Here is a 12964-nt window from a genome sequence, read left to right as displayed (position 1 = left end):
GGCGCCGTCGGGTAGGCGCCACCCGCCGACGTACCGGCCGAGGGAAGGAGCGTCGCCATGCCCCGAGGATCGAGTCCGAAACGGGAACGCCAGTACGAGCACATCAAGGAGAGCGTGCTGGAGCGCGGCGAGAGCGAGGACCGCGCCGAGGAGATCGCCGCGCGGACCGTCAACAAGGAGCGTGCCCGGCACGGCGAGTCCAGGACCGCCAGCCGCAGCTCCACCCACGACATCTCGTCCGGCCGCCGGGGCGGGCAGCGCTCGCACCGGGGCGCCGGCGGGCCCACCTACGACCAGCTGTACAACGAGGCCAGGCAGCGCAACATCGAGGGCCGCTCGAAGATGAACAAGCGCGAGCTGGCCCGGGCACTCGGCCACTGACGCCAACTGTACCGTTCGGGTGAATTCCCGTGTCCGGCCCGGTCAGCGCCCACCGCGGCGCTCCGGTACCGGGCCGGGGAGCCCGAGACGGCCCCGACCCCGGGAAGGAGGCACGGCCGCCATGACCGTCCCGCCACCCGTCCATCCGGACACCGAACCGTTCCCGCACCCGGACCCCGCACCCCGGCCGGTGCCGGACCCGGCGCCACCGCCCGTACCGCCCTTCCCGCCGCCCGACCCCGATCCCGGCCCGCCCGCCGTGCCCGGGCCGGGGCCCGCGACGGAGCCCCGGCCGCTCGGCGACTGAGACCCGGACCCGTCGCCGCTGGACCATCGCACCTCAGGTGCGGTGGTCCAGCGGCGACGACACCTCCAGCCAGACCGACTTGCCCCCGTTCTCGGGCCGCGACCCCCAGGCCCGGGCGAGCCGGTCCACCACCCGCAGGCCGTGGCCGCCCGGCTGCCCCGGGTCGGCGGACGGACGCAGCTCGGGCGGGACCGGGCTCGCGTCGCTGACTTCGACCCGCAGCCGGACGGTGTCCCAGCGAAGCCGCAGCTCGCGCGGCCCGCCGGGGGCGTGCAGGCAGGCGTTGGTGACCAGTTCGGAGACCATCAGCAGGACGTCCTCGAAGACGGCCACCTGCTCCTCGTCGGGCCGGCTCCCCCCGTCCACGGCCAGCCAGTGCCAGTCGAGCAGTGCCTGGCGGCTGAAGTCCCGGCACTGCTGCACCGCACCGGCGCTGCTGCTCAGCGGCAGCCGCCGGGTCTGGTCCCGTTCCGGTGCGGCAGCGGCTCCCGGGTGGCCCATCACGGCCCTCCCTCGGGGGCGGCGGGCCCGGAACGGTCGGGACCGCTCGGGCGGCCGGGGGCCGACGGGCCGTCGTCGACCGCCAGCGCGAGAACGAGGTCGGGGTGGATCCGCAGGACGGTGTCCGCCCCGGTGACCGCGAACAGCCGGACCACGGCGGGGCGGGGCCCGGTGATCTCCAGCCGCACGCCGGCCGCTTCCGCGTCTTGCCGGGCCCGCAGCAGGATGTTCAGGCCGGTCGAGTCGCAGAAGCTCAGCTCGGCGAGGTCCACCAGGATCCGGGCCAGGCCGTCCTCCGGCAGTCCGCCGAGCGCCGAGCGCAAGCCGTCCACCGAGTCGTGGTCGAGTTCGCCCCGGAGCGAGACGATCCGCACCGTTCCGGTCCGCCGCGACTCGACGCGCAGCCCGCCCGACCGGAACGCACCCGCACCGGGCTCCCCCGTGCCCGGCCCTCCCCCCGCACCCCCGTCTTCCCCGTCGCCCCCGGCGGACAGATGCATGGCTGGCTCCCGGTCCGGTCGGAACTGCCTCGTCCCGTCAGCACCATGATGCCGCGCGGCGGGTCGGGCCGCGCGGACGGCGGGCACCCGACGGTCGGCCGCCCGGCAGGACGGCGCCGGCGGTGGCCGGGTCGTGACCTCCATGCCGGGCGTTTGCCCCGGCCCGGTGCGGCTACACGCGAGGCGGACCCACGAGGAGCACGAGCACGGCCGACGGCAACGGAGCGGACGGAGGTGGGCCGGATGCCACCGGGGACCACCGGGCGCAGCGGCGCCGCCTCCGCCCGCACGGGGCGGCGGGAGTCGGCGGACGAGCGCGCCGACCGCCGCTGGAACGACCTGCTCCAGGAGGTCCGGGTCGCCCAGACCGGCTCGCAGATCCTGTTCGGCTTCCTGCTGAGCGTGGTCTTCATGCCGCGTTTCGCCCAGCTGGGCGCCTTCGACCGCGGCCTCTACGTGCTCACCGTGGTCCTCGGCGCCCTGGCCACCGGCGCGCTCACCGCCCCCGTCTCCTACCACCGGCTCTTCGCCGGCCACCAGCTCAAGCCGCAGCTGGTCGAGGCGGCGGCCCGGCTGGTCGCGATCGGTCTGGTGCTGCTGGCGCTCACCATCGGCACCGCGCTGCTGCTCCTGCTCCGGGTCGCCACCGGGAGCGCGGCGGCGGCCTGGATCGCGGGGGCGGTGATGGCCTGGTTCGCGGCCTGCTGGCTGCTCCTGCCGGTGCTCCACCTGCGTCGGCACCACCACGACCCGACCCGCGACCGGGACCGGTCCCCCGGCTGAGGCCCGAGCGCCGCCGCACGACCCGGTGCAGCGGTAGGACCCGGTACCGGCGCACCACCCCGATACTGTGCGGTACGGGCGACACCGGTACCGCGGGCCGCCGCGGGTTTCGGCCTCACCGTCCCGGCAACACGCCCGCCATGACCACTGACCGCCGTACCGCGCCGCACGCCGTCGTCCTCACCGGGGCCGGGGCGGGGCTCGGCCGTGGGCCCGGTTCGCCGCCCGGACCGGACGGTGCCTGCGCCCGCCCGGCGCGGCAACCGGAGCGGGCCCGCCCGGGGATCCGGCCGGACCTCCGGGAGCCCGCCGTGCCCGTGAACGGAGTGCGCCGGACGGTGCCCACGGTAGGGGTGGAGGAGGAGTTCCTGCTCGTGGACCGACGGAGCAGGCTGCCGGTCCCCCGGGCCCCGCAGGTGCTCGCGGCGAGCGCCGCGGCGCTCGGCGGCCAGGTCCAGCCGGAGTTCCTGCAGGCCCAGGTGGAGACGTGCACCCGGCCGGCGCTGCGGCTGAAGGAACTGCGGGACGACCTCGCCCGGCTGCGCGCGGTGCTGGTCGCGGCGGCCGCCGACGCGGGCTGCCTGCTGGTCGCCTCCGGAACACCCGTCCTCACCGGGCCGGGGGCGGCGGTCCTCACCGAGAACCCGCGCTACCGCCGGATGGCCGCGCGCTACCCCGGGGCGGTCGACGGCTGGGGCGGGGCGCTGTGCGGGTGCCACATCCACCTGGGAACCGTCGACCGCGGGCTGGCCCTGGCCCTCGGCAACCGCCTGCGGCCCTGGCTGCCGGTGCTGCAGGCGCTCGCGGTGAACTCGCCGTTCGACGGCGGCCGCGACAGCGGTTTCGCCAGCTGGCGCACGGTACGCCTGGCACGCTGGCCCACCGTCGGGCCGGCCCCGGTGCTGGACGAGCCCGGCTACGAGGCGCTCGCGGACTCCCTCGTCGCTCGCGGCACCCTGCTCGACCGTCGGATGATCTACTGGTACACCCGGCCGTCGGAGCACCTGCCGACGCTGGAGGTCCGGATCACCGACGTCAACGCCGATCTGGACACCGTCCTGCTGCTGGCCGGGCTGCTGCGCGGGCTGGCGAGCGTCCTGCTGGAGGAGGCCCGGGCCGGGGTGCCCGCGCCGGGCGTGCCGCCGGAGCGCTTGACGGCCGCCCACCGGCGGGCGGCCAGGACCGGACCGGACGGCGGCGGCCTGGACCCGTTCACGGGCCGGCCGGTGCCGATGGCCGCGCTGGTCGACCGGTTGCTGGACCGGGCCGCACCGGGCCTGGCCGCCGCCGGGGACCTCCCCGCCGCCGAAGCCGGCCTCGACCGCCTGCGACGGCTGGGTACCGGCGCCGAACGCCAGCGGCGGCACTATCTGCTGCGGCACCGGCCCGCCGACGTCGTCGACGCCCTGGCCCGGCAGACCGCCGCCCTTCCCCCGGCGGACTGAGGCAGGACGAGTGACGCATGGAATGCCCCGACAGGGGCAGACGCGGCTCGGGCGGGCACCGGCCCGTCCATCGATGGGAGGCAGGACCATGGCCACCGACGACAAGATCCGCAACATGGCCGAGAAGGCCCGTGGCAAGGCCAAGGAGGTCGCCGGGCGGGCGACGGGCGACCGGACGATGGAAGCCAAGGGCCGCGGCACCCAGATGAAGAGCGACCTCAAGCAGGCCGCCGAGAAGATCAAGGACGCGGGAAAGGAGTGACCTCGCGGGCCGAGGACCGGAACGGACGACGAACCCCGACCGAGGTGACCGCCATGACCGAACCCGAGCAGCCCGCGCGCGAACCCAGGGACCCGCCCGTGCGGACCGAGACCCCCGGATCACGGATGACCGGCGAGGGCGGTCCACCGCCCGAGCACGACCAGGACGAGAACCCGGCCGACGGGGCCGACCACGCGTCGGGCGGCCGGGACGGCCCCGACGGCGAGGAGGACCGCGACGTGTCCCCGGAGGCTGACGCCCCGCCGGACTGACCCCGCCGGACTGACCCCGCCGGACTGACCCGACCGGACTGATCCGGCCGGCCACCCGACGTCGGCGAAATCGGCCCGCCCCTCGGAGGGGCGGGCCTTCGCCGTGCTGTCGCCGGGGTCCGCCGAACCGCCCGGCGCCCGGCGCAGGTCGCGCCGCCCGGCCCCTGTTCGGCCCCGCCCGCCGGTCGGCGGGCCGCGCACCACGGCCGGTCCGGCCCCAGACTCGAAGAAGGACAGGACGGCGAAGGGATCGGCGCGATGGCGGAGGAGGAAGCCGCGCTGGCCCGGTTCCTGGAGCGGTCGCACACCGCCTCCCCGCGCTTCCTGCCCCGGCTGGTCGACGAGACGGCCCGCCGGATGGGCCTGGCGTCGGCGACCGTCTACCTGACCGACGTGCAGGAGGAGCAGCTGGTACCGCTGCCGGGCCCGGGCGAGGACGAGGGCGAGACGCTGGCGATCGAGGGAACGGTCGCCGGACGGGCGTACCGGACCGTGTCGGTGCAGTTGTCCCACCACGGGCCGATGGCTCTCTGGCTGCCGCTGGTCGACGGCATCGCCCGGATCGGCGTGCTCCACGTCGCCGCCGACCGGATCACGCCCGAGCTGCTGGACGGCGCCACGCAGCTCGCCGCGCTGACCGCGCTGACCGTCGTGTCCAAGAGCGGGTTCAGCGACCTGTTCAGCCGCGTCTCCCGGCAGCGACCGATGACCACCGCGGCGGAGATGGTCTGGGCGTTCCTGCCCCCACGCACCCTGGGCACCGACCGGGTCACCTCCGCCGCCGCACTGGAACCGGCCTACGAGATCGGCGGGGACGCCTTCGACCACGGCCTGGACGACGGACACCTGCACCTGACCGTGGTCGACGCGATGGGCCACGACCTGTCCTCCGGGCTGGCCTCCGCCGTCGCCCTGGCCGGCTGCCGCTCCACCCGCCGCGCGGGCGGCACCCTGAGCGACATCGCCGACCGGATCGACGACGACCTGCACCGCTGGCAGCCCGGCGGGCTGCTCACCGGCGTCTTCGCCCGCCTGGACCTGGAGACCGGGCAGCTCACCTGGATCAACGCCGGCCACCCGCCGCCGCTCCTGATCCGGGCCCACCACGTCGTTCCCGGCGCCCTGGAGGCGCCGGGCGAGCTGCCGCTCGGCCTCGGCCCCGGCTACCCGCGCTCCCGCACCGTGCACAGGGTCCAGCTGGAGCCCGGCGACCGCGTCCTCGTCCACACCGACGGCGTCACCGAAGCCCGCTCGGCCACCGGCCGACAGTTCGGCGAGGACCAGCTCGTCGATTTCGTCACCCGCGCGCTCGCCGCGGGCGAGCCCGCACCGGAGGCCCTGCGCCGTCTCGTCCACGCCGTCCTCGACCGCCACGACGGCCGGCTCCAGGACGACGCCACCATCGTCCTCGCCGAATGGCACCCCCCTGACCCGTCCGGCCGCCATGAGGAGCCGGGCCCGGAAGCCGCCCGGACCGACCCGCTGCCGTCCCGGACCACTGCCCCCGGCGACCGCGCCGACCACGCCGACCACCGGACGGCGTAGTCGGGAGGTGTGCGCCAGGGCCGTGGCGCACACCTCCGACGACGCGAGGCGCCTCCCGGCGGTCGGGAGCCGGTACCGGGGGTCGCGGGCCGGGGCCGGTCAGCCGGCCGGGTCCTCCAGTACCGGCCAGGTGATCACCGAGAAGGCGCCCCCCTGCGGGTCGGCGAGCACGGCCAGCCGGTTGGCGCCCATGTCGAAGGCCGGGGTGAGGACGGCACCGCCGGCGCGGACGACGGCCGCCTGGATCGCGTCCACGTCGTCCACGTTGAAGTACGGCTGCCAGTGCGGCGGGACGCCCGGCGGGAAGGTCGACAGGTCCATCATCCCGCCGACCGCGCGGCCGTCGACCTTGAACTCGATGTACCCCTCGGCGCCGGGCTCCTGCGAGCGGCCGGTGGTGACCGGCAGCACGGCGGAGTAGAAGTCGGCGGCCGCCGCGCGGTCACGGGTGGCGAGCTCGTTCCAGATCAGCGCGCCGTGCTCGTTGACGATGCCCGCACCGTCGAAGGTCCCGGGCTGCCAGAGGCCGACCACGGCCCCGGTCGGGTCCGCGATCACGGCCATCCGCCCGAGGTCCATCACGTCCATCGGCCCCATCACCACCGAACCGCCGGCATCGGTGACGGTCTTGAGCGCGGGATCCAGGGAGTCGGTGGACAGGTACGTGGTCCACACCGTCGGCGGCATCGGGTCGGGAACGGTGCCGTCCGGGTTCGACGCCTTCATGATCCCGGCGACCGGCTTGCCCTTCAGGGTGCAGACCGAGTAGCCGCCCTGCTCGGCGGGCCCGATCTCGCCCTGCCAGCCGAACACCTCCCCGTAGAAGTCGAGCGCCGCCTGCTGGTCGGGCACCATCAGGTCGATCCAGCACGGGGTACCGGGCTTGTAGGGGCCGTTCATGTCGGGCACGGGATGCCTCCGGGAGCGCGTTCGGCGGGGACGGACGGGCGGTTCCGTACCCGCCCCACCGTCCCGGAATCGGACCGCACGGGTGAAAACCGTCGGAAGGGGGCGGTCCGGCCCGCGCGGACCGGTTGGGGCGGACCGATCGGGGCAGACGCCGGGGTTCCAGCAACCACACCCCGCCTGCACGGAGGCACCCATGAACGGGCCGGACGGACTCCTGGGCGAGCTGTGCGTCGAACACCGCGCGCTGGAAGCACTCCTGCGACGGCTGGACCTGGTCCACGCCCGGGGCGAGCACGCCGTGGCCGACGGGGGCCGACTGCTGACCGAGCTGGCCGCCCTCCTCGACGAACACACGGCCGTCGAGGAGGCGTACTTCTATCCGCTGGTCGTCCGCCACCTCCCGGCCGGCGGAGCCCTCGCGGACGCGGCGCGGCACGCCCACGCGGCGGTCCGGCGGCTGCTCGCCCGGGCCGCGGACGAACGGCTGCCCGCCTCCGACCGCACGCGCTGCACCGGCTCGCTATTGGTCCTCCTCCGGACCCATCTGCGCGGGGAGAACGAGCGGCTGTTCCCCCTGGTCCGGGCCGCCGTACCCGCGGCCGAGCTGCGGCGCCAGGGCGAGCGGCTCGCCGAGGCCCGGCCGTGCGGGAGCGGCGCCCCGGTCTGGGGCCTGCCGCCGGGCACCGGGGCGATCGCCGCCGTCCGGGACCGGCTCACCGGCCACAACGGCGCGGACCACCAGAACACCCCGTGACCGACCGCACCCCGTCGACGGCGGGCGACTGCGGTGAGCGGCACGGGCGGGCAGCACGGGCGGACGGCACGGGCGGGCGGGCGGCACGGGCGGGCGGACGGCACGGGCGGGCGGGCGTGGCCGCACGGTGCCGACCGCCGGAACGCGCGCGCTACGCCGCGGCGGCGCGGCGCAGCGCGCTGTCGATGCCCTGGGTGAACGGGCCGAGGTCGTCCGGGTTGCGCGAGGTGACCAGGTGCCAGCCGCCCGTGTCGTCCTCGACCAGCGGCGCGTCCGCCCACTCGGCGCCCGCGTTGGCGAGGTCGGTCCGCAGGGACGGGTACGACGTGAGGCGCTTGCCCCCGACGACGCCCGCCTCGACCAGGAGCCACGGACCGTGGCAGATCGCGGCGATCGGGCGGCCCGTGGCACTGAAGGCACGCACGAGCTCCACCGCCTCGCCCCGCAGGCGCAGGCTGTCGGCGTTGACCGTACCGCCGGGGATCAGCAGCAGGTCGTAGTCCGCGGGGTCGACCTCGCCCAGGGTGTGGGTCGGGGCGACCGTCTCGCCGGGCTTCCTGTCCCGCACCAGGGTGTGGACGACTTCCGCCTCCGCCGCCGCGATGTCGACGTGCACGCCGTCGTCGCGCAGGTGGCGCACGGGGACGAGGAGCTCGTCCTGCTCGACGCCGTAGTTGGTGACGATGGCCAGGGCCTTGGTCTGGTGGGTCATGGTTCTCCTCCGAATCGGCCGGCCCCGTACGGCGGGGCGCCGGGCAGGGCGCGGTGCGCCCCGGATCCCTGCGGGTACCCGGCGGTCCCCGCACCATGCCCCACCCACGCCGGGTTTCCGACGAACACCGGGAGCGCCCGGCACTACGGCCGAGCCGCCACCGACGGTGCACCTCGCCTGTGCGGGCGCCCCCCGTTCGGGTGGAGGCGACCGGCCGTGGCCCCGGCACCGTCGCATGTGGGCACGGGCCTGCCGAGCGGGCGGCGCGCGGGCGTGCGGCAGCGTCCCCGTCCGGGCAGGCACCCCGCTCCGGACGAACGTGCCGCCTTCTTCGCCGCGGATGCGGAGCACGGCCGCCGGGGCACCGGTCGGCGGTCGTGCTCCGCACACGATCGCCGGGCCGACACCAAGATGGAACCTGTCCGGGCCCGTGGGAGGGCCCGTCACCCCCACCGACGGCTCCGCACCCGCGAGCCGTCCCGCTCCGAGGAAACCTGACCGCCATGACCACCACCGCCCAGTCCGCCTCCGCGACCGCCCTCGCGGTGGGCATCCACCGCGACCACCGGCGGCGCCTGCTGCTGCGCCTGCACGACGGGCAGCGCGCCGTCAGTCTCCCGCTGAGCCACCACGACATCGCCCGGATCCCCGAGCCGGAGCCCACCGGTCCGCAGCCGTCCAGCATCGTCCGCTGGCTCTCGCCGCCGCTGGCCGTACGGATCCGGACCGTCCCCGGCGGCCGAGGCGTCCTCTTCACCGGCCTCGCCGCACCGGCCCCCGGCCGCTCGCACCGGCCCGCGGGTGACTCCTGACGCTCTTCCGGCACGACCGACCCGGTGGCCCGGCCCGCGCGTCCGGCCGTCCTTCCCGTGCCCTGCCCCGGTCGTCCGGGTCGGGGCGACGGCGGCGCTCCGGAGGGGGCGCGCCGCCGTGCGACGCGTGGGAGGGGCTCCGCCGGGCAGCGGTCTCAGCGCCGCGGGCCGCCGTTGGGCGGAGCGGCGTACGTACCCACCCCGAGCGACCGTTCCAGCTCGTCGATGCGTTCGCGGCAAACGGCATGGCGTTGCGCCGCCGCCGCTGCCTCCCGGCCCTGCTCCCGGGCGAACAGCACTCGGCGCCCCACCGTCCGGACCGCGAGCGCGGGCAAGGAGAGCGGCCAGATCAGGCCGGTGATGAGCGAGAGGCATTCGGCCTGCGGTCGTTCACTCAGTTCGAACACGGCTGCCGCAGCCTGCTCGCTCGGAGCGGAACCGGCACCTGGTCCAGGACCGGGCGCAGGAGCACGACCCGCCAGGAGGTAGCGATTGCGCAGAACGGTGAAAGCCACCTTCGTGGTGACGGCAGCTCCGGTGCAGTGGACCGCGACGGCAAGGACGATGAGCCACATCCGCGTGCACGCCTCCTCGGTGAGCCGGCCTCGGGCACCGCCCGTCTGCCCGGTCGTCCCCGGATCGAAACAGGCGTGCGACGCCGGCCGTAAGCACCGCCGCGGCGGGCCCGGGGCCGGGCGGCGCTCGCCGTTCGACGGCGGCCCGGTTCACGGGGCGCCCGGGTCCGCAGGACCGTCCAGTTCGTCCCCCACGCCGTCCAGGTCGCCGTAGCGGGCGCGCCACTCCTGGGCCCGGGCGTTGTGCCAGTCGACGCCCTGCTGGGCCTGGTCCTCCGACAGGCCGCTGAGGGCGGCGACCACGCCGAGCGGCACCGGCTCGTCGTAGTCGGCCAGCGTGCGGCAGACCTTGGCCGCGTACTGCTCCTCGGGGACGAACGGACGGCTGCGGTAGACCTCGACCAGCGCGGCCAGGTGCCCGGCCGAGCACGCCGTCACCACCCGCCTGCCGTCGAGCTCCGGATCGGAGACGTGGACGGCCGAGGAGTCGGGGACGATCGCGCCGAGCAGGTCCTCGGCGATGACCGCCAGGCCGCAGTGGTCGCAGATGTCGTACGCGGACGCGTCGGCCGCGCCTGCGCCGACGTCCGCCGGGGGTTCGTTGTGCTCCACGTCCGGCGCCTACCCGGGGAGCCCGCGGACAACCACCGGGCGCGGGTCGCAGAGCGGCGCGGCACCGGAGGCAGCGGCAACACGGACACGGGCAGGGCGAGGCACGACGGCACCCCAGTCCGTACGGGACCAGGGGCGGTGTCGCGGCGGCCGTACCGGGGCTCAGCCGGGGGTGATGCGGCCGCGCCGGCCTCCTTCCGCCCGTCCTCGTTCCTCGACGAAGTCCTTGAACCGCCGCAGGTCGCCCTTGACCCTCCGGTCGACCCTGCCCATGGCGGAACCGGCCTTCTCGGCCAGGCCCTCGGGCTGGAACTCCATGGCCAGGCTGACCCTGGTGTGCACGTCGTCGATGCTCCTGAAGGTGACCACGCCCTTCTGGTCGACGTCGCCGTCGACGGTCCGCCAGGCGATCCGCTCGTCCGGGAGCTGGTCGACGATCTCGGTGTCGAACTCGCGGCTGACGCCCCCGACGCTGGTCCGCCAGTGGTTGTAGGCGGCGTGCAACGGCACGTCGACGTCGACCGATTCCTTCACCGTGCTCATCCGGTGCCTCCCTGCTGGTTGTGGTGCCGGTGGTGCTGCGGATCGGGGCCGGACGCGTCCGGCCCCGGCCGCGCGCCTGCCCCGACGTCCCGCCGGTAACCCTCGGGACCCCGGCGGGTCCAGCGGTCTGCCCCGGCCACGGGCACGCCAAACCTCCGCAGTCGGGAAACGCCCCAGTGGGTGACACCCGGTGGCCGCCCGGCCCGGCCCGGGATTGCATGGGAGAGCCCCAACCCCTGCTCAGGGAGGCAGTCGTGTACGAGATGTGGGCCGAGACCGATGCGGCGGTGGAGCCGTCCGGTCTGATGTGGCACGTGGTGTCGAAGGACGACGCGTCGACGGCGCTCTGCGGGCAGTTGCTGGAGCTGTCCCGCCGGGTCGTGCCGAACGGTGTGGAGACGCCGATAGGGGCGCCGGACCGCTACTGCGATCCGTGCCTGGTGTCGGTGCGCGAGACCATGGCGGCCGCCGACCACTGAGCGTCGGCCACTGAGCGCCGGCCACGGAACACCGACGGCGGAGCACCGACGGCGGAACACCTACCGCTCGCCGTCGGCCGCTCGGCCTCGTGCGCCCGACATCGGGCGCGACGGCCCCGGCCGGGGGGGCCGTGCGGACAGGTCCGGCCCGCCCGCGCCTCCCGTCACGGGTTTGTCCGCGCGCCGGGCGGCCAGCCGCCCGGCATGGACACCCGGCCGCCGGCCGACGCGCTGAACGGCGTGCCGTTCGGCCCCTATGGGTCCGCCTCCTCGAGGTGGTAGAGGGAGCGGTGCACCAGGTACTCCCTGGCCTGCCGGCGCTCGCCCTCCGTGAGGAGGTAGACGGACGGGCCGCCGCCGCCCGTCGCGCTCAGCATGTCCTCGACCAGGTCCGCGAGCGGCGGGACCGGCCCGGCCTCGGCGCGGAGGGCGGCCAGGAAGGGGCGTTCCGGGGACTGCCGGAAGGCCAGCAGTCCTGGGTCCCACTCCCAGTCGGGATGCGCGCCGGGAAGGCGCCGGTCGTGCAGTTCGTAACAGAGGTGGAGGGCCAGTCCTCATCGCCGGTCCGCCCCGGCGGCGGAGGAGCCGGGAGCTCCCGGTCGGTCACCGCTCCCGGCCGACCGCCGCAGCAGCAGCCCGGCGCCGCCGAGGGCCAGCAGCCAGCCGCCGATCAGGGCCCACAGTACGGGCGCCGCGTCGGTGGCGAGGCCGGCGGCCAGCAGCACCAGCGGCAGAAGTCCCAGGGTCGGCAGCGCCCGTGGACGCGCTCCGCTGGTGGCCGCCCACAGCCGCCCGCGTACCGCGAGCGCCCGGGACCGCGTCCCGGCCACGATCCGTCCTTGCCGCCTCATCCCCGCCGACCTCCCTCTCCGCCTACGCGGTCCGGTCCCCCGCCCTGCGGCTTCCCCGAAAGGCGCCCGGCGAACGTCGGACCGCCGTTTCGCCGTGGCATCGCCACGACCTGCACACAAGCACGCACGGCACGACGGTCGCGGCGCTGGAGCGCAGTCGCAGGAGCTCGGCGGTGTCCGCGTGGACCTCGGGCCGCACGCGCGCCGAGCAGGTCCTGGGCACCGTGGCCACCGGTCTCGACGGCCACGCACGGGACACCGACCCGGCCCGGCGGCCGTGGCGTCCCCGCGGGTGTCGCCGACGAACACGGCGTGTCCGGGGGGCGCTGTCGGCACGGTCCGGAGCGGCCCGGACGAGGTCGGGCGCGGGCTCGGTGGCGGCCACGTCGTCGGCGGTGGTGACCGCGGCGATCACCTCGTCGGCACCCGGTACGGCTCGCAGCGCGGTGAGTTCGCGATCGCCGGCCAGGACTGGCCAGGACCACCCCAGCCCCGGCCGGCGCGGGCACGCAGCAGGTCCGCCGCCGCCGGCAGCGGACGCACCACCGGCCAGTACCGGGCGTGGAGGGCGTCGTGGACTGCGGTGACCGTCTCGTCGTCGGCACGGTCGCGGTCCTCACCGAGCAGATGGTCGAGCCGGCGGTCGGCGCCCGTGCCGGCGACGTGGTGCACCCGCGCGGGTGCACCGGCGAAGGGCTTCCCACCGGGCGAGGGTGCGCAG

Annotated in this window: 19 protein-coding genes; 9 read left to right on the top strand and 10 right to left on the bottom strand. The window is 75.9% G+C overall.

Annotated features, from left to right (window positions below; genetic code table 11):
• Positions 1–57: 57 nt before the first annotated feature.
• The gene (locus tag BLU95_RS37820) at positions 58–381 is read left to right on the top strand and encodes a plasmid stabilization protein (protein ID WP_093863976.1); all 324 of its coding nucleotides are present in this window, start codon (positions 58–60) and stop codon (positions 379–381) included.
• 340 nt (positions 382–721) lie between these two features.
• Here BLU95_RS37820 and BLU95_RS37810 read toward each other — a convergent pair whose 3' ends face one another.
• Both BLU95_RS37810 and BLU95_RS37805 read right to left on the bottom strand, forming a co-directional pair.
• A complete protein-coding gene (locus tag BLU95_RS37810; protein ID WP_107452646.1) occupies positions 722–1189 on the bottom strand; it encodes an ATP-binding protein in 468 nt (155 codons plus the stop codon).
• Positions 1189–1593, bottom strand: a complete 405-nt coding sequence (locus BLU95_RS37805) for an STAS domain-containing protein (RefSeq protein ID WP_286158667.1) — start codon at positions 1591–1593, stop codon at positions 1189–1191. Before BLU95_RS37805 ends, BLU95_RS37810 begins: the two co-directional genes overlap by 1 nt.
• Before the next feature lie 339 nt (positions 1594–1932).
• On the opposite strand from BLU95_RS37805, the gene BLU95_RS37800 reads away from it, so the two are divergent.
• The 5 genes from BLU95_RS37800 (at position 1933) to BLU95_RS37780 (ending at position 5996) form a co-directional block, all read left to right on the top strand.
• Entirely contained in the window at positions 1933–2472 is a 540-nt protein-coding gene (locus BLU95_RS37800) for a DUF6328 family protein (protein WP_093865427.1), read from the top strand.
• A 140-nt stretch (positions 2473–2612) separates the two neighbouring features.
• Positions 2613–3917 carry a carboxylate-amine ligase gene (locus BLU95_RS37795; protein ID WP_093863973.1) on the top strand — a complete coding sequence of 435 codons (1305 nt, stop codon included), beginning with the start codon at positions 2613–2615 and terminating at the stop codon, positions 3915–3917.
• A 73-nt stretch (positions 3918–3990) separates the two neighbouring features.
• On the top strand, positions 3991–4179 hold the full coding sequence (locus BLU95_RS37790) for a CsbD family protein (RefSeq protein ID WP_231978096.1): 189 nt from the start codon (positions 3991–3993) through the stop codon (positions 4177–4179).
• A 53-nt stretch (positions 4180–4232) separates the two neighbouring features.
• A complete protein-coding gene (locus BLU95_RS37785; RefSeq protein WP_159425181.1) occupies positions 4233–4451 on the top strand; it encodes a hypothetical protein in 219 nt (72 codons plus the stop codon).
• A gap of 258 nt (positions 4452–4709) precedes the next feature.
• Positions 4710–5996, top strand: coding sequence for a PP2C family protein-serine/threonine phosphatase (locus BLU95_RS37780; RefSeq protein WP_093863970.1), 1287 nt, complete (start codon positions 4710–4712; stop codon positions 5994–5996).
• A 99-nt stretch (positions 5997–6095) separates the two neighbouring features.
• Here the strand turns inward: BLU95_RS37780 and BLU95_RS37775 are convergent, their stop codons facing one another.
• Positions 6096–6896 carry a VOC family protein gene (locus tag BLU95_RS37775; protein ID WP_093863969.1) on the bottom strand — a complete coding sequence of 267 codons (801 nt, stop codon included), beginning with the start codon at positions 6894–6896 and terminating at the stop codon, positions 6096–6098.
• A 202-nt stretch (positions 6897–7098) separates the two neighbouring features.
• On the opposite strand from BLU95_RS37775, the gene BLU95_RS37770 reads away from it, so the two are divergent.
• Positions 7099–7659 (top strand): hemerythrin domain-containing protein, encoded by a 561-nt coding sequence (locus tag BLU95_RS37770; protein ID WP_159425180.1) that lies wholly within the window; start codon positions 7099–7101, stop codon positions 7657–7659.
• Between the two features lie 151 nt (positions 7660–7810).
• On the opposite strand, the gene BLU95_RS37765 is transcribed toward BLU95_RS37770, so the two are convergent.
• Positions 7811–8371 (bottom strand): type 1 glutamine amidotransferase domain-containing protein, encoded by a 561-nt coding sequence (locus BLU95_RS37765; RefSeq protein ID WP_093863967.1) that lies wholly within the window; start codon positions 8369–8371, stop codon positions 7811–7813.
• A gap of 503 nt (positions 8372–8874) precedes the next feature.
• Here BLU95_RS37765 and BLU95_RS37760 point away from each other — a divergent pair.
• Positions 8875–9183: a hypothetical protein gene (locus tag BLU95_RS37760; protein WP_093863966.1), complete on the top strand. Its 309-nt coding sequence runs from the start codon at positions 8875–8877 to the stop codon at positions 9181–9183.
• A 155-nt stretch (positions 9184–9338) separates the two neighbouring features.
• On the opposite strand, the gene BLU95_RS42730 is transcribed toward BLU95_RS37760, so the two are convergent.
• From BLU95_RS42730 to BLU95_RS37745, 3 genes are all read right to left on the bottom strand, one after another.
• Complete coding sequence (locus BLU95_RS42730; RefSeq protein WP_159425179.1) at positions 9339–9758, bottom strand: hypothetical protein; 420 nt, start codon at positions 9756–9758, stop codon at positions 9339–9341.
• A 150-nt stretch (positions 9759–9908) separates the two neighbouring features.
• Entirely contained in the window at positions 9909–10370 is a 462-nt protein-coding gene (locus BLU95_RS37750; RefSeq protein ID WP_093863964.1) for a hypothetical protein, read from the bottom strand.
• Positions 10371–10532: 162 nt separating this feature from the next.
• Positions 10533–10913, bottom strand: coding sequence for an SRPBCC family protein (locus BLU95_RS37745; protein ID WP_093863963.1), 381 nt, complete (start codon positions 10911–10913; stop codon positions 10533–10535).
• Positions 10914–11167: 254 nt separating this feature from the next.
• Here BLU95_RS37745 and BLU95_RS37740 point away from each other — a divergent pair, with 254 nt between their 5' ends.
• Entirely contained in the window at positions 11168–11392 is a 225-nt protein-coding gene (locus tag BLU95_RS37740; protein WP_159425178.1) for a hypothetical protein, read from the top strand.
• Between the two features lie 254 nt (positions 11393–11646).
• Here BLU95_RS37740 and BLU95_RS45365 read toward each other — a convergent pair whose 3' ends face one another.
• The 3 genes from BLU95_RS45365 to BLU95_RS37730 form a co-directional block, all read right to left on the bottom strand.
• Positions 11647–11769, bottom strand: coding sequence for a hypothetical protein (locus tag BLU95_RS45365; RefSeq protein WP_286158606.1), 123 nt, complete (start codon positions 11767–11769; stop codon positions 11647–11649).
• Between the two features lie 177 nt (positions 11770–11946).
• Positions 11947–12222, bottom strand: coding sequence for a hypothetical protein (locus BLU95_RS37735; RefSeq protein ID WP_093863961.1), 276 nt, complete (start codon positions 12220–12222; stop codon positions 11947–11949).
• Positions 12223–12654: 432 nt separating this feature from the next.
• Positions 12655–12915, bottom strand: coding sequence for a hypothetical protein (locus BLU95_RS37730; RefSeq protein WP_093863960.1), 261 nt, complete (start codon positions 12913–12915; stop codon positions 12655–12657).
• Positions 12916–12964: the final 49 nt, after the last annotated feature.

The organism is Streptomyces sp. TLI_053, assembly GCF_900105395.1.
GTDB lineage: Bacteria > Actinomycetota > Actinomycetes > Streptomycetales > Streptomycetaceae > Kitasatospora.
The sequence above is the reverse complement of the archived record's forward strand: the minus strand, read 5'-3'. Positions and strand labels throughout refer to the sequence as shown.